Annotated in this window: 14 protein-coding genes; 9 read left to right on the top strand and 5 right to left on the bottom strand. The window is 74.1% G+C overall.

Annotation, left to right across the window (positions count from 1 at the left end; translation table 11 throughout):
- From ABWI07_RS34625 to coaE, 3 genes are all read left to right on the top strand, one after another.
- Positions 1-798 (top strand): endonuclease/exonuclease/phosphatase family protein (locus ABWI07_RS34625; protein ID WP_353821148.1); only part of this gene is annotated, 798 nt, incomplete at its 5' end.
- Between the two features lie 149 nt (positions 799-947).
- Positions 948-1,382, top strand: coding sequence for a GNAT family N-acetyltransferase (locus ABWI07_RS34620; RefSeq protein ID WP_149257981.1), 435 nt, complete (start codon positions 948-950; stop codon positions 1,380-1,382).
- 25 nt (positions 1,383-1,407) lie between these two features.
- Positions 1,408-2,004 (top strand): dephospho-CoA kinase, encoded by a 597-nt coding sequence (gene coaE, locus ABWI07_RS34615; RefSeq protein ID WP_353821147.1) that lies wholly within the window; start codon positions 1,408-1,410, stop codon positions 2,002-2,004.
- 10 nt (positions 2,005-2,014) lie between these two features.
- On the opposite strand, the gene ABWI07_RS34610 is transcribed toward coaE, so the two are convergent.
- Positions 2,015-7,879, bottom strand: coding sequence for a WD40 domain-containing protein (locus ABWI07_RS34610; RefSeq protein ID WP_353821146.1), 5,865 nt, complete (start codon positions 7,877-7,879; stop codon positions 2,015-2,017).
- A 33-nt stretch (positions 7,880-7,912) separates the two neighbouring features.
- Here ABWI07_RS34610 and ABWI07_RS34605 point away from each other — a divergent pair, with 33 nt between their 5' ends.
- A complete protein-coding gene (locus tag ABWI07_RS34605; RefSeq protein WP_502912882.1) occupies positions 7,913-9,139 on the top strand; it encodes an ArsB/NhaD family transporter in 1,227 nt (408 codons plus the stop codon).
- A 42-nt stretch (positions 9,140-9,181) separates the two neighbouring features.
- Here ABWI07_RS34605 and ABWI07_RS34600 read toward each other — a convergent pair whose 3' ends face one another.
- From ABWI07_RS34600 to ABWI07_RS34590, 3 genes are read right to left on the bottom strand one after another with little or no spacing between them, the layout of a single operon-like run.
- A complete protein-coding gene (locus ABWI07_RS34600) occupies positions 9,182-10,039 on the bottom strand; it encodes an inositol monophosphatase family protein (protein ID WP_149257221.1) in 858 nt (285 codons plus the stop codon).
- Between the two features lie 30 nt (positions 10,040-10,069).
- The gene (locus ABWI07_RS34595) at positions 10,070-10,840 is read right to left on the bottom strand and encodes a hypothetical protein (protein WP_235036526.1); all 771 of its coding nucleotides are present in this window, start codon (positions 10,838-10,840) and stop codon (positions 10,070-10,072) included.
- Entirely contained in the window at positions 10,837-11,850 is a 1,014-nt protein-coding gene (locus tag ABWI07_RS34590; protein WP_149257220.1) for a hypothetical protein, read from the bottom strand. Before ABWI07_RS34590 ends, ABWI07_RS34595 begins: the two co-directional genes overlap by 4 nt.
- A 190-nt stretch (positions 11,851-12,040) precedes the next feature.
- Here ABWI07_RS34590 and ABWI07_RS34585 point away from each other — a divergent pair, with 190 nt between their 5' ends.
- On the top strand, positions 12,041-13,201 hold the full coding sequence (locus ABWI07_RS34585) for a sensor histidine kinase (RefSeq protein ID WP_149257219.1): 1,161 nt from the start codon (positions 12,041-12,043) through the stop codon (positions 13,199-13,201).
- Between the two features lie 92 nt (positions 13,202-13,293).
- Positions 13,294-15,411, top strand: a complete 2,118-nt coding sequence (gene uvrB / locus ABWI07_RS34580) for an excinuclease ABC subunit UvrB (protein ID WP_149257218.1) — start codon at positions 13,294-13,296, stop codon at positions 15,409-15,411.
- Between the two features lie 12 nt (positions 15,412-15,423).
- Here uvrB and ABWI07_RS34575 read toward each other — a convergent pair whose 3' ends face one another.
- Positions 15,424-16,260, bottom strand: a complete 837-nt coding sequence (locus ABWI07_RS34575; RefSeq protein ID WP_353821144.1) for a GNAT family N-acetyltransferase — start codon at positions 16,258-16,260, stop codon at positions 15,424-15,426.
- A 186-nt stretch (positions 16,261-16,446) separates the two neighbouring features.
- On the opposite strand from ABWI07_RS34575, the gene ABWI07_RS34570 reads away from it, so the two are divergent.
- From ABWI07_RS34570 to ABWI07_RS34560, 3 genes are all read left to right on the top strand, one after another.
- Positions 16,447-17,565, top strand: coding sequence for an ADP-ribosylglycohydrolase family protein (locus ABWI07_RS34570; RefSeq protein ID WP_353821143.1), 1,119 nt, complete (start codon positions 16,447-16,449; stop codon positions 17,563-17,565).
- A 56-nt stretch (positions 17,566-17,621) separates the two neighbouring features.
- A complete protein-coding gene (locus tag ABWI07_RS34565) occupies positions 17,622-18,128 on the top strand; it encodes a GNAT family N-acetyltransferase (RefSeq protein ID WP_149257216.1) in 507 nt (168 codons plus the stop codon).
- 97 nt (positions 18,129-18,225) lie between these two features.
- Entirely contained in the window at positions 18,226-19,263 is a 1,038-nt protein-coding gene (locus ABWI07_RS34560; protein WP_235036525.1) for an SGNH/GDSL hydrolase family protein, read from the top strand.
- Positions 19,264-19,329 lie beyond the last annotated feature (66 nt).

The raw sequence follows: 19,329 nt of genomic DNA, 5'->3' as shown, positions 1-19,329 counted from the left end.
CCGCTGCGCGCCCTCACCGCCGGCGGCGCCGCGCTGGTGCTGCTGGCCGGCACCCTCGTGTTCACCGTCGCCGCGCCGGACGGCGAGGCCCCGGCGGCGCCCGCCGGCGGCCAGGTGCGGGTGCTCAGCTACAACATCCACGACGCCGTCAACCAGGACGGGCGCCTCGACCCCGAGGGCGTCGCACGCGTCATCGAGGGCCAGCACGCCCAGGTCGTCCTGCTCCAGGAGGCCGGACGCGGGTCGCTGCTGTCGGGCACCACCGACGTCGCCGTGTGGCTGTCGCGGCGCCTCGGCATGAAGCTGGTCTGGGGGCCCGCCGCCGACGGCCAGTTCGGCAACGCGATCCTGACCTCGCTGCCGGTGCGCAGTTCCGGGACGGGCCGGATGCCGAGGGGCGACTGGTCGCAGATCCGCGGCTACGTGTGGGCGCGGCTCGCCGTCGGCGGCACCACGATGGACGTGTGGTCGACGCACCTGGAGGGCGGCGACGACCAGCGCGGCGAGCGGTCCCGGGAGATCGCGGCGCTGCTGCGGGCCTGGGGCGGCGCGCCCCGCACGCTGATCGGCGGCGACTTCAACGCCGGGGCGGGCAGCGCGGAGCTGACCGCGATGACCGACGGCACCGACCTGCGCAACACCGCGATCGGCGGCGAGCAGTACCCGACGCGGCCGGACGGCACGAGCACCGACTGGGTCTTCGGGTCCGACGGGGTGCTCGTCACCGACTACTCCGTGCCCGAGTCCGAGGCCTCCGACCACTACCCCGTCGCGGTCACCGTCCGGATCGGGCGGTGACCGGACGCCGGCGCCGCTCGCGGCTAGGTTCCTGACATGAGCGAAGCGAACCGGGGGGTGCGGGGGGTCGTCCCCCCGCAGGGAGACTGCCTGTGAGCGTCGAGACGGTCGTGATCGAGCGGGCGGGCCCGGAGGACGCGGGTGAGGTGATGACCGTGCAGCGGGCCGCCTACGTCACCGAGGCGCAGCTGTACGGCGATCCGTTCATCCCGCCGCTGGTGGAGTCGGCCGAGCAGCTGCGCAAGGTGCTCGCCGGTGACGCGGTGGTGCTGAAGGCGGTGCTGGGCGGCCGGCTCGTCGGCGCCGTGCGCGCCCAGTTCAACGACCGTACGTGCCTGGTGGGGCGGCTCGTCGTCGTCCCCGACCTCCAGGGGCGCGGCATCGGGCGGCGCCTGCTGACGGCGCTGGAGGGCGAGGTGGCCGGGCGCGCCGATGCGTGCGTGCTGTTCACCGGCCACCTGAGCGAGTCGAACCTGCGCCTGTACCGGAGCCTCGGCTACGCGGAGGTGCGCCGGGAGCGCGTCGCCGCCCACCTCACGCACGTGCACATGCGCAAACCCCTCGTCCCCGCCGGAACCGGCTAGCGGCCGCGCCGCTAGGGTGAGTCCCGTGCTGAAAGTGGGACTCACCGGCGGTATCGGATCCGGCAAGAGCGAGGTGTCGAAGCGGCTGCGCGAGCACGGCGCGGTCGTCATCGACGCCGACATGATCGCCCGCGAGGTGGTCGAGCCGGGCACCCCGGGCCTCGCCGCCGTCGTGGCGGAGTTCGGCGAGGACGTCCTGCTGCCGTCCGGCGCCCTCGACCGGGAGAAGGTCGGCCGCGTCGTGTTCGCCGACCCCGACCGGCTCGCCGCCCTCAACGCGATCGTCCACCCGCTGGTGGGGGAGCGGATGCAGGAGCTGATGGACGCCGCCCCCGCGGACGCGGTCGTCGTCTACGACGTCCCGCTCCTGGCGGAGAACGGTCTCGCCGGCATGTACGACGAGGTCGTCGTCGTGGACGCGCCCGAGGAGGTCCAGTTGGACCGCCTCGTCGCCCGCCGCGGCATGACCGAGGAGGACGCCCGCGCCCGCATGGCCAACCAGGCGTCCCGCGAGGAGCGCCGCGCCGTCGCCACCCGCGTCATCGACAACTCCGGCTCCCTCGCCGACCTGAAGACCCAGGTCGACGCCCTCTGGGAGGCCCTCACCCGCAGCGCCTCCTAGAACCGCCCCCCTAGAACGGGGCGTCGAGGGGGAGGCGGTGGACCTCGGCGAGGTAGGCGTCGAGTTCGCCCGGCTCGAAGCGGCACATGCCCACGGCGTACCAGAACTCGGCGGTGGCGTTGCCCTCCCACTTGTAGCGGCCGTCCGGCGCCAGGGCCGCCCAGCCCTCGGCCAGGCCGAGGAGGGTGGCGCGGCGCGCGGGGGCGTCGCGGTCGGCGACGTCCCACAGGATGATGGCGCCGTCGTCGCCCGCGGTGGCGAGGAGGGAGCCGTCCGGGCTGAACGCCGCGGACCAGACGCGGCGGGTGTGGCCGGTGAGGGTGTGCAGAAGCCGACCGTTGGACGGGTTCCACAGGCGCACCACCATGTCGTCGCCCGCGCTGGCGAGCATGGCCCCGGACGGGTGGAACGCGGCCGTCCACAGGCGTCCGGTGTGCCCGGTCAGGGTGTGCAGGAGTTCGCCCGCGGACGGGTCCCAGAGGCGGACGGTCCCGTCGTTGCCGGCGCTGGCGAGGGTCTCGCCGGACGGCGAGAACGACACCTGGTACACCCGGTCGGTGTGGCCGCGCAGCGCGGAGGCGAGTTCGCCCGTGCGGGGGCTCCAGAGGCGGACGAGGCCGTCGTCGCAGCCCGTCGCGACCAGCGCGCCGCCGGGCTGGAAGTCGATGGAGCGGACGCGGCCCCGGTGGTCGGCCAGGTTGACGATCTCGCGGCCGGTCGTCCAGTACCAGAGCCGGACGGAGTCGTCGTCGTTGGCGGTGGCGAGGACGTCCCCGGACGGGGCGAACGCCTGCGCCCAGACGTGGTCGGTCTCGACGTTCAGCTCGCGTTCGAACGTGCCCGTCCCGGCCTGCCACAGGTGGACGCCGCCGTCGTTGGTGGCGGTGGCGAGCTGGGAGTCGCGGGTGTTGAACGCGGCGGAGGTGAGGTTGTCGGCGACGCCGCGCAGTTCGCGGATCATGCGGCCCGAGCGCGGGTCCCACAGCCGGACGAGGCCGTCGTTGCCGCTGCTGGCGAGCATCCCGCCGTCCGGGCTGAACGCGACGCGGGTGACGCGGCGGCCGTGGCCGCGCAGCACCACCCGGCACTGGCCGGTCTCGGCGTCCCACAGCCGGGCCGTGCCGTCGTTGCTGCTGGTGGCGAGCTGCGAGCCGTCCGGGCGGAACGCGAACGGCCACACGGCGCCGCGGTGCCCGGCCAGTTCGAGGCGCTGCCGGCCGGTGCGCGGGTCCCACAGGCGGACGGACCCGGCGCTGTCGGCGGTGGCGAGCCGGCCGCCGTCCGGGCTGAACGTGGCCTGGTAGATGCCGCCGCCGTGGCCGGTGAGGACGCTGCGCTGCCGGCCGTCCTCCCAGATCCGGACGGACCCGTCGGTGTCGCCGGTGACGAGGAGGTCCCCTTCGGGGTGGAACGCGATGGCGTAGACGCGGCCGGTGTGGCCGAGGAGCTCCTGGCGGATCTCGCCGGTGCGGATGTCCCAGAGCCGGACGACGCCCGCCTCGTCCCCGGCGGCGAGCAGGGAGCCGTCCGGGTGGAAGACGGCGCGGAACACCGCGCCGTGGTGCCCGGCCAGCTCGCGGCGGAGCGCGCCGGTGGCGAGGTCCCAGACGCGCAGCGTGCCGCCCGCGTCGCCGGTGACCATGAGCGAGCCGGCGGGGTCGAACACGGCGGTGTAGACGGGGGCGGTGTGCCCGGCGAGCTCGTGCAGGAGCACGCCGGACACGGTGTCCCACACGCGGATCGTCCCGTCGGCGGCGCCGGCGGCGAGGAGGTCGCCGCCCGCCGGGGAGCGTCCACCGACGACCACGGGCCACACGCCCTCGGGGTGGACGGCGAAGGTGTGCGCGGTGTGCCCGGTGGCGAGGTCCCACAGCCGGACGGATCCGTCGGCGGACCCGCTCGCCAGGAGGCGGCCCTCGGAGTCGAACGCGACCGCGTAGGCGCGGTCGGTGTGGCCCTGGAGGTTGCGCAGGGGCGTGCCCGTGACGGCGTCGCAGACGAGGACGCCGCCGTCCTCGCTGCCGACGGCCAGGACGGAGCCTCCGGGGCTGTAGGCGAGCGGCTGCGGGAGGCGGCTCGTCTGGAAGTGGAAGCCGTAGGGGACGCCCACCGCGGCCGGGGCGACCTGGATGTCGATCGGGCGGCCGGGCGCGATGGCGGCCTCGCGCAGTTCGGGGGCGGTCGCGACGCGGTCGGGGAGCACGGCGTCCACGAGGGCGGCGCGGGTCCAGCGGCTGCCGTCCACGGCGACGTCCCGCAGGTCGGCGCGGGCGAGGCGGGCCCGGGACAGGTCGGCGCCGCGCAGGTCGGCGCCGGTCAGCATGGCCTCGTCCAGCCGCGCCCCGGCGAGGGAGGCGTCCCGCAGGACGGCGCGCGAGAGGTTCGCGCCCACCAACTGGGCGTCGGTGAGGTCGGCGCCGGTGAGGTCGACTTCCTGGAGGTCGCGGTAGGACAGGTCCTCGCCCTGCAGGCGGGCGCCGCGCAGGTCGGTGTGCGCGGGGGTGCGCAGCCGTGTCGTGATGCGGATCGCGTTGGCGCGGGCGATGTCGTCGCCCTCGGGGTCGGCGAGGACGCCCGCCGTCCACTCCTGGCAGGCGCGGGTGTCGGCGAGGTCGCACAGGAAGTCGACCGTGAGCTGGGTCAGGGCGCGGCGGCTCAGGGCGGCCGGGGCCTCGCCCTTGGCGAACTCGTCGGCGATGTGCCGGGCGACGAGCCACTCCATGACGGACTGGTGGATGAACCCGAACAGCCCTTCGGGCGTGCGCACGAGCAGGCTTCCGGCGCCGACGGCGTGGGTCACCTGGTGCGGCGACATCCGCCCCGCGGTGAGGCCGGTGAGGGCGTCGGCGACGTCGGCCAGCTCGGCGAGGCGCAGGAACTGCTCGTTGCCCTCCCACAGCCGCAGCGCGAGCGTGCCCACGGCCTGCCACATGTCCTCGGCCTTCATCCCGGACGGGCCGCCCGCGCCGCCGACCCGCTCCGCCTCGTACGCCAGCCAGGACGACAGGATCTCCTGGTAGAGGTCGGCGGGGCTGACGGCGCGGCGGGCCTGCGCGACCGCGCGCAGCCGCTCCTCGGGGAGGTCGGCGATGAACGACAGCATCCGCGGGTTGGACGTCAGCGCCAGCAGCTCCTCGATCCCCGCCAGCAGGCTCAGCCGCTCCTCGGCGGCGTCCTCGTCGCCGTACCGGTTCACCAGGTACGAGCGGACCTGCGTGGGCGCGAACTCCTCCAGGGAGAGGACGCGCCGGTGCGGCAGCACGCCGACCTTCTCGCCGAGGGCGGTCAGCACCTGGGCCTGGGACTTGAAGTGCTGCGTCCGGCTCGCCACCACGATCTTCGCCTTGTCCTGGGCGGCCTGCAGCAGCGTGTCGAGGTGGTCGGCGGCCCGGTCGTAGGTCATCCGCGTCACCAGCTCGTCGAACCCGTCGAAGAGCAGGACGATGCGGCCCTGGCGGAGCATGTAGTGGAACGCCTTGAGGTCGATCAGCTCCTCGCCGTGGTTGGCCAGGTGCGCGGCGACCAGGCCGTCCACCGAGTGCGCCTTGTCGAGCGCCCGCAGCTCGATGAGGATCGGGATGACGTGCGGGAGCTCCTGCGGGACGCGGCGGGCCAGCTCCCGCAGGGCGAAGGTCTTGCCGCGGCCGAAGTCGCCGAGGAGCAGCAGGAACCGCCCGTGGTCGGCGGCCAGGAGCCGCAGCATCTCGCCGACGACGTCGTCGTGGACGTCCGTGCCCGAGCGGCTCTCGCCGCCGGGGCCGCCCTCCGGAAGGAACCGGTCGAGCTCCCGGTAGCGCTGCGGGACGTACAGGGACGGCGGGTAGAGGCCGCCCGCGGACAGCCGCCGCGTCTGGGCCGCGACGTACTCCGACAGGTCGACCAGCCCCTGGAACTCGGTGAGGCTGCGCACACGGATGCCGCGGCGCAGCGCGTCGTCGCGCACGGACCGCGCCGGGGCCGGCCCCAGGTACACCAGCTCGGACCCGTGGTCGGTCCCGTCGGCGTGCACGTGCCGGACGAACGCGTCCACGTCCGCCTCGGTCACCTGCCCCACGTGGGCGCCGATCCGGTACTGGCGGACGAAGCCGTCCTCCAGGTGGGTGAGCAGCAGGTGCGGCGGGTCGGACCGGCCGTCCTCGCGCGCGGGCGGGACGACGCGCCGGATGGTGGCGCGCTCGAACCGCGTCTCGCACGCCTCCGTCAGCCGGTCGAGCAGGCGCGCCGTGGGGTCGGGGACGGGGTCGGCGCTGCCGTCGGCCCCGGGGCCGAGTTCCGGGGAGGGAGGGGCGGGAGGCGTCTGCGCGCGCGGCGGCGGGAACGTTCCGCTCACGGCCGTCCAGGACCGTTCGAGGCGTTCCGGGCCGCGCCTCCCGGCCTCCTCGGGGATCCAGCGCTCCAGCCCTTCCGGGTGCACGACGACGAGCTGGTGCCGGCCCGGGCCCAGCGTCGGGACGGACGGGACGCCGCCGCCCGCCAGCAGGGGGACGGTGCCGTACTCCGACTCCGTCCCCTGGAAGAACAGGTTGACGTGTGAGGCGAGGAGCGTCTCCACCGTCTCGGGGTCTCGGAGCACGCCCGGCTCCCCGGCGACGGGCGTGTGCTCGATCGCGCCGAGGCGCAGCCAGCCCTCGCCCTCGAAGTGCCGCAGCCGCTCGTTGAACCAGGCGGCCTGCGCCTGCCCGACGCGCCCGTACCGGTCCTCCTCGCGGTGCGTCTGCGGCAGGGTCGAGTTGAGCCCGGCCACCACGACCTTCAGATCGGGGACGGGGAACAGCGTCCACGGCTGGGCGCTGTCGAAGATGAGCGCGTCGATGCCCTGGTAGAACTCCTTGAACAGGCCCGCGTAGTGCCGCCACTTCGGCCAGTACGGCGGCTGGGGCTCGATGTCGTCGGCCTCGCAGCTGGAGAAGTACGCCTGGCACGCCGCCCGGGTGACGTCGTGCGTGCCCGGCACCACCACGACGCGCTGCGCCTCCAGGCCCAGCAGCGCGCGCAGGCTCGTGAGGAACGACAGCGCCTCGGCGAACTCCTTGCGGCTGCCGGAGTGGGTGATGTTGCCGGTGACCACGAGCAGGTCGGGCCGCGGCAAGCCGGAGTCGGCGAGCCGGGTGACGTCGCTCCAGATCCGGTCCTGCAGCTCGGTGGCGGTCGTCGGCTCGCCGGGCTCGGCGAGCGTCCGGCCGAACCGGGGGCCGGAGACGTGCAGGACGGTCAGCCGCTCGCGCGGCTCCTGCGCGGTGTCGGCGGCCGGGAACGCCGGCGCGGCGACGGGCGCCCGCCGGGCGGGCCGCTCCCCGGCGGGCTCGGGCCGCCGATCCCCGCCCGCAGGCCCGTCAGCCTCCTCCAGACGGCCCACAAGGGGCTCCCGGCCACCGGGAAGCGGCCCGGGGCGGTTCGGGGCCCCTCCGGGGAATCCAGGGCCGTTCAAGGGGCGCGCGTGGCCGGCGAGGGCCTCCTGGATGCGCCGCATCAGCAGCCGCCGCGCCTCGTCCGGGTCGTCGACCCCCACCAGGTCCACGTAGGTGATCGTGGAGAGGAGCCCGTCGATCGGGCAGTCCTCGATGCGGACCGTGACCAGCTTGCGCGCCGGGTCGTCAGGGTCGGCCCGCAGCGCCGCCATCCACTCCAGCCGCCCGTACCGGGAGCGCAGGTAGTTGCGCGACAGCACCGCCACCACGACCTTCGCCTCCGACAGGCCCCGGTCCATGTAGTCGATGAAGTTGGTCCCGGGGACGAAGTCCCACGCCTGCATCATCGTGCGGTGCCCCGCGGCCTCCAGTTGCCAGGCGATCCAGGACGCCCACCGTTCGTCGGCCGGGGAGTAGCTGATGAAGAAGTCGGTCGGGCGCTCCTGGGGGTGGCCGGGGGTCGTCATGGCGCCAGTATCGCCTGTGGAATCATGACGCGCGTGCCGTCCGCCCCGATCGAGGCCCTGCGCCGCGCCCTCGGCTCCCTGGGCGTCCTCGACTGGATCCGCATCGCCGTGCTGGTGCTCGGCCTGGTGTTCGTCGCGACCGGCCTGCTGCCCGCCGACACGGCCCGCTCCAGCGTCGGACGGATCGCGCCTCTGCTGCTCTTCCTGTTCAGCGTCATCATCCTGGCGGAGCTGACCAAGGAGGCGGGGGTCTTCGACGCTATCGCGCAGCGGATGGCCCAAGCCGGACGCGGCAACTATCTCGCGCTGTTCCTGCTGTGCGTGGCGTTCGCGTCGCTCACCACCGTGTTCCTCAACCTGGACACCACCGCAGTGCTGCTGACCCCGGTCATGCTGGCGCTGGCGGCGCGCGCGCGGATCGCGACCCTCCCGCTCGCGATGACGACGGTGTGGCTGGCCAACACCGCGAGCCTGCTGCTCCCGGTGTCCAACCTCACCAACCTGCTCGCCGCCGACCGCGTGGCGCTTGAGACGCGCGCGTTCGCGGCGCGCATGTGGGCGCCGCAACTGGCGGTCCTGGCCGTGACGATGGCGCTGCTGTGGGCGTTCTACTGGCGGCGGCGGATGCGCGGCGAGGAGACCTACGACCCGCCCGAGCCGGTGCCGGTCCGCGACCCGGTGCTGTTCTCCGCCACCGGCGCGGCGTGCCTGCTGTTCATCGGGGCGATCCTCGCGGGCGTGCACACCGGGATCCAGCTGGGCGTCGCCGCCACCGTCGCCGCCGCCGTGGCCGTGGCCGCCTTCGCCGTGCGCGACCGGTCGGTGCTGCGCCCCGTCCTCATCCCCTGGCAGCTCATGGTGTTCGTCACCGGGCTGTTCCTCGTCGTCCCCACCCTGGAGCGGTTCGGGCTGGACGACGCCATGCGCGGCCTGATCGGCGGCGACGGCGGCACGGCCGGCGCCTTCCGGGCGGCGTTCTCGGGGGCGGGCCTGTCGAACGTCCTCAACAACCTGCCCGCCTACGTCGCGGGGGAGTCGGCCGTGCCCGCCTCCAACAGGGACCAGCTGCTCTCCCTGCTCATCGGGACGAACGTGGGGCCCGTCATCACGCCCTGGGGGTCGCTGGCCACGCTGCTGTGGTTCGAGTGGTGCCGGCGCTGGGACGTCCGCGTGCCGATGCGCACGTTCGTGCTGGCGGGGACGGTCCTGGCCGTGGCGGGCTCCGCCGCCGCCGTGGGCGTCCTCCTGCTGACCCGCTGACCCGCTGACCCGGTCGCCCGGCAGGCGAAAGCGGGGCCCGTGCTACGGGTCGATCTTCGCCGTGGTCTCCAGGAGGCGGTCGAGCAGTTCCGGACGCGCCGCGACGAACCCCAGTTCGGACGCCGGGCGGTCGATGCCCAGCTCGTAGGGCGCGCCGTCCAGGCGGCGCAGCTCCGCGCCCGCCTCGGCGGCCACCAGCGCCCCGGCGGGCAGGTCCACGATCTCGGGCAGGTAGCCGACGATGCCGTCGATGTCGCCGCGCGCCAGCATCGTCCACGCCACCAGCGGCGCCCACAGCTGCAGCATGCGCGCGCAGCGCAGCTCCAGGGCCGAGCGCATGGCGAACGCCACCGGATCGCCCGCACCGACCTTGTGGCCCTGCGTCCAGGCCAGCAGCGGGTTCTTCTCCCGCCCCGGCCGAGGCCGGTCGGCCAGTGCCAGGGGCTTCCCGTCCGGACCCAGCGTGCCCCTGCCGCGCACCGCCGACCACGTCCGGCCGCTTACCGGGTCGTGGACGACGCCCAAGACCGGCTCGGCGCGCGCGCACAGCGCCAACCCGACGGCGTACACCGGCATGCCGATCGCCACGTTGTTGGTGCCGTCCAGCGGATCGACGAGCCACACCATGTCCTCGCCGGGCGCGCCGTCGAGGATCCCGGACTCCTCGGCGATGATCCGGTGCCCCGGGTACGCGGCCCGGAGCCGCCCGACGATCAGGTCCTCGGCGGCGGTGTCCAGCTCCGTCACCACGTCCCCGCCGTCGCCCTTCGGCCGCACCCCCAGGGGGCCGTCCACACGGGCGCTGAGCAGCGCGCCCGCCGCCTCCGCGGCCTCCACGGCCACGCGGCGCGCCTCGGAGAGGTCGACCGGAAGGGCCGCTGACGGGGTCGTGGGTCTCATCGGGCCTCTCCAGTCGGATCCGGCGGCCGGCTACCGGCGCGGCGAGCAGTGGGCGGCGGCGATCCTGCGGGCCGAGCGCCGCAGGGCCCGCACAGTGTCGGCTTGGTCGGAACGCGAGCGGCGAACCTTGTGGCTGGAGACGTCCAGGGGACCGAGCGACAGGTCGCCCCCGCCCGGCGTCTGGCGGCCCAGGGCCACCGTGGCGGCGTCCCGCCCGTCCTCTATCAGCGTGCTGTGGAAGACGCCCGCGGGCAGAGTGTAGGACTCGCCTGTCCGGTGCGTGGTGGACTTGGCGGGGACGCAGTTGACGGCGCGCCCGGTCGCCTTCAGCTCGTCCAGGTCGCCCTGGCTCAACACCTCGAAGACCTGCTGCGTCCCGGTGGCGGAGGCCTCAGTGACCTCCATCCGCACGTTCCGGACCGTCCCGTACAGGACGAAGCTGAGCAGGTCCCAGCTGTGGCAGTGCACCGGCGACGTGGTGGACGGCGCCGGAAGCACCTCCGGCGTCCAGATGTGGAGGCACACCCCGAGGTCGCCGCTGCGCTCCAGGGGGAGGCACAGGAAGCCCAGGGGGTGCCGCACGGCCGGGAGGGTCGAGCGGCCCGCCGCGACATCCTCCAGGACGCCGTCGAGGACGCGCCCCGCCCATGCCGGAAGCGTCCGCGCCGCGGTACCGGCGTGGATCTCCTCGCGGATCTCCTCGTACCTCACTCCGGCGGCCTCACCCTTCGCCGAGACGCCTTCCCGGGCGCCTTGCGGACCGTCGCCCGCGCCCTGCCCGGCCTCTCCAGGCCCGGTCACTCGTACGGGTCCTTGGCCCGCAGGGCCTTACGTATGATCTCTATGACATCGCGGTCGGCATAGCCCTGCGCGAGGTCGATTCCGATGACCTCGAAGAGCTTGCGCACTTCCTCCACGGTCGGCTCGTCGTCCAGGGGCGCGAGCCTGGCCTGCTCGACCGGGACGCGGCGCGCCTGGTCGAGGCTGGTCTGCAGTTCCGCGCTCACCCAGCTGTAGTAGAACTTCGCGTTGTCGATCACCAGGGCCTCGCCGCGCGGGTCGTCGCGGGTGACCACGACGCGGGACGAGGCGAGGTCGTACCGCAGCGTCGTCATCGTCTGCGCGAGGCCGATGTCGATGTCGAGCATCGCGAACCGCTGCTTGTGCCAGCACGCCGCCAGGATGGTGGCGTAGGCCTCCTTGCGGGTGCGCTCCAGCGTCCAGGGCTCGCCCGTGGCGTCCGGGCCGTCCGACACCGAGCGGCGGTGGCGCGCGTACGCCTCGCACACCTCCACGTTCGTGGGGTCGAGGATCTCCAGGCGGAACAGCAGCGTCCGCCGCTCCCTGCGCGCGGCCGCCACGCACTCGGGCAGCGTGCGCGCGCGGATGTAGGTGCCCGTGCCGCCCTTGAAGAACCACCGGTCGGTGTCGCGGCGGGCGTCCGCGAGGACCTGCGCCACCTGCGCCCCGCTGATGACCCGGACGACCGTGGTCTCGTCCAGCGCGCGCTTGGTGTCGGACAGGACGCTCTCGAACCCCTCGATATGGGTCAGCTTGGCGTCGAGCTCGCCGAGCGTGGCCGACGAGGCGCGCAGCGTGTCGCGCACCTCCGCCTCGACCGGGAGGCGCCGCCCGCGGTCGCGCAGCACCGACGTCGCCAGCAGGCCGATCACCGCGAGGATCCCGCTGTTGGTGATCTCGGTCTCGTTCGGCAGGTTCACCCCGAGGCCGAGGACCGCGACGACGATCGCGAGCACCAGCGCGATCACTGCGTCGGCGTTCTTCCCGAACCAGTTGGCGAATCGGGCCATTGTGCGGTTTCCCCGTCCTAGTCGGCGCCGGGGGTGCTCGGGAGGCGTCTGAGGGTCGCGTCCCCCTGGAACGACACGGCCGGCGCGGTCATCGTAACCACAGCGTCCGTCCGCCGGAAAAGCCCCGCAGGTAAGGGGTTCGCTCACCTGTGCGACGATGCGCCCTTCCGGTCGCTATAGGCTCGTCGCCATGCGCGTGCGGGGCTGGTGGACGGGGGCGGCGGGGGCTTGGCCCACCCGGCGTTCCCGTGCCTTCGACATCGCGCTCGCCGTGACGCTGGCGGTGGCCGACGGCCTCTTCCTGTGGTTCGCGGAGCAGAAGTTCTGGCTCCCGCCCCCCGTCGTGTCCGTCAGCAGCGTCGTGCTCGGGCTGGCCCTGATCGTGCGGCGCTCCCATCCGGTGGGGCTCGCCGTGTTCGCGGTGGTGTTCGGCACCGTCACCGGCGCGGGGGCGTTCGGGACCCTCGTGATCCTGTACTCGCTCGCCGCCTACACCGCCTCCCGCCGCACGGTGGTGGTCATCGCGGTCGCCGGATACGTCGCCAACCTGGTCCTGCCCGGCCCGACGGCGGCGACGGAGTCCTTCCTCGCGCAGGCGATCTTCGGGATCGCGTTCGTCGGGGTCCCCGTCCTGCTCGGCCTCTACATGGGCGCGCGCAAGCAACTCCTCGCCTCCCTCCAGGAGCGCGCCGCGAGGCTCGAACGCGAGCAGCACCTGCTCGCGGAGCGCGCGCGGGGGGAGGAGCGCACCCGCATCGCACGGGAGATGCACGACGTGGTCGCCAACCGCATCAGCGTGATGGTCGTCCACGCGGGCGCGCTTAAGGCGATCGCGGTCCGCGATCCCGAACGGGCCGCCGAGACCGCCGCCGTCATCGGAGACATGGGGCGGCAGGCCCTGGAGGAGCTCCGCCACGTCGTCGGCGTGCTCAGGCAGGGGGAGAAGGCCCTCCCGCAGGAGGTGGTGACGCTCGCCCACCTCCGCGAGCTGGTCGGCCAGTCCGGTGCCGCGGGCCTGCGCGTGGACCTGAAGGTCCGCGGGGAGGAGCGCCCCATGCCGCCCGCCGTCGGGCGGACGGTCTACCGGCTGGTGCAGGAGGCCCTCACCAACGTCCACAAGCACGCCGGCGCCGCCGACACCCGCGTGGACCTCGGCCTCCTCCCGGAGGCGATCGAAGTGGAGATCGCCAACGAGCCGCCCACCGCAGGGCCCGAGCACCGGCTCCCCTCCGGGGGCAACGGCCTGATCGGGCTGCGCGAGCGCGTCACCGCCCTCGGCGGCAGCTTCGACGCCGGCCCCCGCGGCGGCGGCTACGCCGTCCGGGCCAGGCTCCCGCTGCCCGCCTCCTGAGCCCCGGGCCGCGCCCGCTCGGCCGCGGAATGTCGGAGCCCCTGCATACAGTTGGGAGAGCAGGGGAGTACGCCGGATCCAGGGGAGTGCCGATGCGCCCAGTCACGGACCTGCGGCGCCGCGTGGCGCCGTTCGAGGTCGTCACCGAGATGACGCCGTCGGGCGACCAGCCGACGGCGATCGCCGACCTCGCCGCCCGCGTCGAGCGCGGCGAGAAGGACGCGGTGCTGCTCGGCGCGACCGGCACCGGCAAGACCGCCACGATCGCCTGGCTGGTGGAGAAGCTGCAGCGGCCCGTCCTCGTCATGCAGCCGAACAAGACCCTCGCCGCCCAGTTCGCCAACGAGCTGCGCGAGATGCTGCCGAACAACGCCGTCGAGTACTTCGTGTCGTACTACGACTACTACCAGCCCGAGGCGTACATCCCGCAGACCGACACCTACATCGAGAAGGACTCCTCGATCAACGACGAGGTCGACCGGCTGCGGCACTCGGCGACCAACTCGCTGCTCACCCGCCGCGACACCGTCGTCGTCGCGTCGGTGTCCTGCATCTACGGCCTCGGCACCCCGCAGGAGTACGTCGACCGGATGGTCCGGCTCAGCGTCGGCCAGGAGATCGACCGCGACGACCTGCTCCGGCAGCTCGTCGGCATGCAGTACACCCGCAACGACCTCGCCTTCACCCGCGGCACGTTCCGCGTCCGCGGCGACACCGTCGAGATCATCCCGCAGTACGAGGAGCTCGCCGTCCGGATCGAGATGTTCGGCGACGAGATCGAGAAGCTCGCCACCCTGCACCCGCTCACCGGCGAGCTGATCACCGAGGACGACGAGCTGTACGTCTTCCCCGCCTCCCACTACGTCGCCGGCCCCGAGCGCATGGAGCGGGCCATCCGCGACATCGAGGCCGAGCTGGAGGAGACCCTCGCCGTGATGGAGCGGCAGGGCAAGATGCTGGAGGCGCAGCGGCTGCGCATGCGCACCACCTACGACATCGAGATGATGCGGCAGGTCGGCACCTGCTCCGGCATCGAGAACTACTCCCGCCACATCGACGGCCGCGGCCCCGGCACGGCCCCCAACACCCTCCTGGACTACTTCCCCGAGGACTTCCTCCTCGTCGTCGACGAGTCCCACCAGACCGTCCCGCAGATCGGCGCCATGTACGAGGGCGACGCGTCCCGCAAGCGGATGCTGGTCGAGCACGGGTTCCGGCTCCCGTCCGCCATGGACAACCGGCCGCTGAAGTGGGAGGAGTTCCTCGACCGGATCGGCCAGACCGTCTACCTGTCCGCGACGCCGGGGCCCTACGAGATGAACCGCGTCAAGGGCGACGTCGTCGAGCAGGTCATCCGCCCCACCGGCCTGATCGACCCGGAGATCGTCGTCAAGCCGACCAAGGGCCAGATCGACGACCTCATCCACGAGATCCGCGAGCGCACCGAGCGCGACGAGCGCGTCCTCGTCACCACCCTCACCAAGAAGATGGCCGAGGACCTCACCGACTACCTGCTCGAACTCGGCATCCAGGTCCGCTACCTGCACAGCGAGGTCGACACGCTGCGCCGCATCGAGCTGCTGCGCGAGCTGCGCGCCGGCGAGTTCGACGTCCTCGTCGGCATCAACCTCCTCCGCGAGGGCCTCGACCTGCCCGAGGTCTCCCTCGTGGCGATCCTGGACGCCGACAAGGAGGGCTTCCTGCGCTCCGAGACGTCCCTCATCCAGACGATCGGCCGCGCCGCCCGCAACGTGTCGGGCCAGGTCCACATGTACGCCGACACCGTCACCCCGTCCATGGAGCGGGCGATCGACGAGACGAACCGGCGCCGCGCCAAGCAGCGGGCCTACAACGAGGAGCACGGCATCGAGCCGCGGGCGCTGCGCAAGCGCATCGCCGACATCCTCGACTCCCTCGTCCGCGAGGACGCCGACACCGAGACCCTCATCGGCGGCGCCGGGCGCCAGCAGAGCCGCGGCAAGGCGCCCGTGCCGGGCCTCGCGTCCCGTACCAGGGAGGTCGGCCGGCACGCCGCCGACCTGGTCGGCGAGCGCCCGCGCGAGGAGCTGGAGGGCCTCATCGAGCAGATGACCGAGCAGATGCACCAGGCCGCCACCGACCTGCAGTTCGAGCTCGCCGCCCGGCTCCGCGACGAGATCAAGGAGCTCAAGCGCGAGCTGCGCGACATGAAGGAGGCCGGCGTCAGCTGACGCCCGGGGCCGTCACGCGAAGGCCAGCACGACCCGGTCCTCGACCGGGCGGTAGCCGAGCCGCCGGTAGACGCCGTTGCTGGTCGGGTTGGCGAGGTCGGTGAACAGCACGACCTCGGCGGCGCCCGCCTCCTGGGCGGCCCGGGTCACCGCGGCGGTCACCGCGGCCCCGTAGCCGCGGCGGCGGTGCTCGGCGGGGGTGTACACGGGCGCCACCCGCGCCGCCCCCGCGACCGCCGGAGTCCGTCCCGCCATCGCCACCGGGCGGCCGCCGGCCTCCCACAGCGTGACGCCGCCCTCCGCGAGCCGACCCTCGATCACCGCCGGGTTCGGGTCCCCGTGGCCGCCGGCGTCCCGGTGGAACACCGCGAACCAGTCGCGCACGAGGCCCCGGTCCCCGCCGTCCGCGACCCGCGCGGCCCCCTCCGGCGGCGGGTCCGGCATGTCGAGCCCCGCCAGCCGGTGGAGCCGCTGCCGCAGCTCGACCCGGGCCCGCGCCCCGGTGCGGCGGGTCCACGCCTCCGCGAACACCTCGGCGAGGTCCGGAGCCCCGTTGACGCCCTGGAGCCTCGTGTCCCGTCCGGCCAGCGCTTCGGCCAGCTCCGGGACGGCCGGTTCCGGCATCGCGCTGAGCAGGACCGGGTACGCCCCGGTCCACATGAACGTGCCCGCGACGCCGCCGCCGTCCGACGACCAGCCGAACAGCGCCGTCCGGTAGAGGCCGGACCCCTGCCGCCGGATGGCCTCGGCCACGCTCAGCGGCACCGTGTTGGCGACGGGATCGGCGCGCAGGAACCCTCCCGCACGCGCGAGGAACTCATGGACATCACCGGTCAGATTCCACGCCATGCCCCAGCATGCCCACGCCCGCGCGCCGGACGCAGCCCGTTTTCCGCCGAGCCGCACCAGGGTCGGGCACGGAGGACCGCTTCCTCAGCGGCGGCGATCTGGGGAGGGGTGCCGTTGGCGCCTTGGCCGGGGCGCGGGGCGGGCATTCCGGATGTCGCCGGTGGAGGGGCCGATAGCGTGTCGGGCATGGCGGACATGGCGGGCGATCGGATGCTGGGGTGCCTGTTCGGCGGGGCGGTCGGCGACGCCCTCGGACGGCCCGTCGAGGGGATGTCGCTCGCCGAGATCCGCGCGGCGTACGGGCCCGCGGGCGTCACGGGGCTCCCGAGGCGCGCGGAGATCGGGGAGGCGACGCAGCTGAGCCTGGTCACCGCGCAGGCGGGCGTCCAGGCGTCGATCCGGGCCCGGGCGCGGGGGATCGGCGGCGCGTACTTCGGGCTGGTGCAGGCGAACTACATCGAGTGGCTGCGCGTCCAGGGCGAGCCGATGCCCGAGCAGCACCTGAACACGGGCGGCCCGGCGCAGCGCGACCCCGCGGTGACGGCACCGCGCGGCGCGGGCCGCACGACGCTCGCCGCGCTGCGCATGGCGGCGGCGCGCGGCAAGCCGGGCCATCCGCTCGGCAGGGTGGACGACCCCGTCAACGACTCCAAGGGCTGCGCCGGCACGGTCCGCGCCGCGCCTTGCGGCTTCGGGTACCCCGACCCCGGGGCCGTCTTCACCCGGGGGCAGGGCGTCGCGGCCCTCACCCACGGCCACCCGTCCGGCCACCTGCCCGCGGGCACGCTCGCCGTCGCGGTGTCGGCGCTCGTCAACGGCGTCACCCTCGTCGACGCCCTGGGGCGCGCCATGGCGGAACTGCGCAAGCACGCCGGGCACGAGGAGACGGCCGCCGCGCTGGAGAAGGCGCTGGAGCTGCCGCGCGGCGGCCCGGCGTTCCAGGCGCCCGAGCGGCTGGAGAGCCTCGGGCGCGGCTTCACCGGACCGGAGGCCCTCGCCATCGCCGTGCATGCCGCGCTGGTCGCGGAGGCCGCGGGCGGGTACCCGCTGGAGATCGTCCCGCGCGGGCTGCTGCTCGCCGTCAACCACTCCGGCGACAGCGACTCCACCGGCGCGATCTGCGGGAACCTCCTCGGCGCCCGGTACGGGGCCCGAGCCGTCCCCGAGCACTGGCGCGCCGGCGTCGAGGCCGCCGGGACCATCACCGCGCTCGCCGAGGGCAGCGCCGTGGAGTTCGGCGCGCGTCCGCCCGCCGACTCCTACGGCGAGCCTCCGATGGACTGGCACATGCGCTTCTACTCCTGAGCCGGGCCGTCGATTAATCGAGGGACGCGCGCGGGGGCAGCGCTTACGATCGCGGCATGATGCATGAGGTCCGGACGGCGCGGGACGAGGACCTGCCGGGGCTGGCGGCGATCGAGGACTCGGGCGACGCGATGTTCGGCGAGATCGGGATCGTGTTCCCGCCCGGTCCGACGGTGATCGAGCAGGTGGCCGGCAGGGGCGCCGAGATCGTGGTGGCCGGCGACCCGCCGGTCGGGTTCGCGGCCGTCGAGGAGGTCGACGGCGCCGCGCACCTGGAGCAGATCTCGGTGCGCGGCGACCTGACGGGGCGGGGGATCGGCGTCCTGCTGCTGGAGGAGGTCAAGGCGCGGGCCGCCGCGGCCGGGGCGCCCGGGGTCAGCCTGCTGACGTTCCGGGACGTCCCGTGGAACGGCCCCTGGTACGCCCGGCACGGGTTCGCGGAGCTGCCGGAGGAGCGGTGGGGCCCGGGGATCAGGTCCTACTGGGACGCCGAGATCAAGGCGGGCCTGCACGAGCTGGGGCCGCGGCTCGTCATGTGGGCGCCGCTGGGGCGGCCCACTTAAAGATCTACAATGTAAAGGCGGGAACCCGGGACGGCCGGGAGACGTCTGGCCCATGGGCGTCCCGCGCCATGGACGCCGGGTTCGTCGACGGAGGAGGATGATGATCAGCCCGGTCGCGTGGGTGCGGGGCCGTCTCGGCGAGCGGGGGACGGCGCTCGCCTGCCTGGTGCTGCTGCTGGCGCTGGGGGTCGTCCCGCTGGTGGCGCTGCCGGCGGCCCGGTGCGAGGTCTTCGGCAAGGGGTGCCGGACGCCCGATCCTGAGACGCGGGCGGACCCGGTCGCGGCCACCCGGACGCCCACCCCGGTCGAGGTGGCCACGCGGGGCGCCTACGTCGCGCTGGGGGACTCGTACTCGGCGGGCGTCGGGGCGGAGGCGACCGTGGCCGACCAGAACCCCCTCGAACGGTGCCACCGGACGTCCAAGGCCTACTACCACGAGGTCTCGCGGGCGTTCCGCTTCGCGAAGGGCACCGCGTTCTGGGCGTGCTCCGGCGCCACCACCGACGACGTCCTGGACGGGCGAGGCGGCGAGCCCCCGCAGATCGACCGCATCGGGCGTGACACCAGCCTGGTCACCCTCAGCATCGGCGGCAACGACGTCGGGTTCTCCCGGGTGCTCGCCGGCTGCGTCGTCAAGCTGCCGTGGGGGAGGGGCTGCACCTCGCAGGGCGAGGAGATCGCCCGCCGCCTCTCCGAGCTCCGGCAGGACCTGCCCGCCCTGCTGACCAAGATCACCGCGCGGGCGCCGTACGCGCGGGTGGTCGTGATGTCCTACCCGAAGGCGTTCTCCGAGATCAGCGGCGTGGACGGGGACAACATCACCGTGCCCGACCAGCGCTGGCTGAACGCGCGGGCCTACGAGCTGGGCGGGGTGATCCGGCAGTCGGTGATGGAGGCCGACGCGCGGAAGGCGGCCGGGCGCCGGCACGGCAGCGTCGAGTTCGTGGACGCCTACAGCGCGTTCGCCGGCCACGAGGTCGGCAGCCGCGACGCCTACATGAACGGCCTGACGCTGAACCTCGCGGCGCTGGAGGCGGAGCCGCGCAGCTACCATCCGACGGTCGCCGGGCAGCAGGCGCTCGCCCGGCTCTTCGTCGACCAGATCAAGAAGGGCCCGGGGCGCCCGCTCTCCTGACCGCCGCCGCGCGTTCCGGGGGCCCATATTCATCCGCCCACCGGGTGAGGACCGCCCCCGAGCAGG

It is taken from the genome of Actinomadura sp. NPDC000600 (assembly GCF_040492135.1).
Classification (GTDB): domain Bacteria; phylum Actinomycetota; class Actinomycetes; order Streptosporangiales; family Streptosporangiaceae; genus Spirillospora.
This window is presented reverse-complemented; position numbering and strand designations above follow the sequence as displayed.

Excerpts from the sequence above, each read along its gene's own strand:
- ABWI07_RS34585 (WP_149257219.1), top strand. The coding sequence starts at position 12,041 with ATGCGCGTGCGGGGCTGGTGGACGGGGGCGGCGGGGGCTTGGCCCACC.
- ABWI07_RS34590 (WP_149257220.1), bottom strand. The coding sequence starts at position 11,850 with ATGGCCCGATTCGCCAACTGGTTCGGGAAGAACGCCGACGCAGTGATC.
- ABWI07_RS34565 (WP_149257216.1), top strand. The coding sequence starts at position 17,622 with ATGATGCATGAGGTCCGGACGGCGCGGGACGAGGACCTGCCGGGGCTG.
- ABWI07_RS34610 (WP_353821146.1), bottom strand. The coding sequence starts at position 7,879 with ATGACGACCCCCGGCCACCCCCAGGAGCGCCCGACCGACTTCTTCATC.
- ABWI07_RS34575 (WP_353821144.1), bottom strand. The coding sequence starts at position 16,260 with ATGGCGTGGAATCTGACCGGTGATGTCCATGAGTTCCTCGCGCGTGCG.
- ABWI07_RS34560 (WP_235036525.1), top strand. The coding sequence starts at position 18,226 with ATGATGATCAGCCCGGTCGCGTGGGTGCGGGGCCGTCTCGGCGAGCGG.
- ABWI07_RS34600 (WP_149257221.1), bottom strand. The coding sequence starts at position 10,039 with ATGAGACCCACGACCCCGTCAGCGGCCCTTCCGGTCGACCTCTCCGAG.
- ABWI07_RS34620 (WP_149257981.1), top strand. The coding sequence starts at position 948 with ATGACCGTGCAGCGGGCCGCCTACGTCACCGAGGCGCAGCTGTACGGC.
- uvrB (WP_149257218.1), top strand. The coding sequence starts at position 13,294 with ATGCGCCCAGTCACGGACCTGCGGCGCCGCGTGGCGCCGTTCGAGGTC.
- ABWI07_RS34570 (WP_353821143.1), top strand. The coding sequence starts at position 16,447 with ATGGCGGACATGGCGGGCGATCGGATGCTGGGGTGCCTGTTCGGCGGG.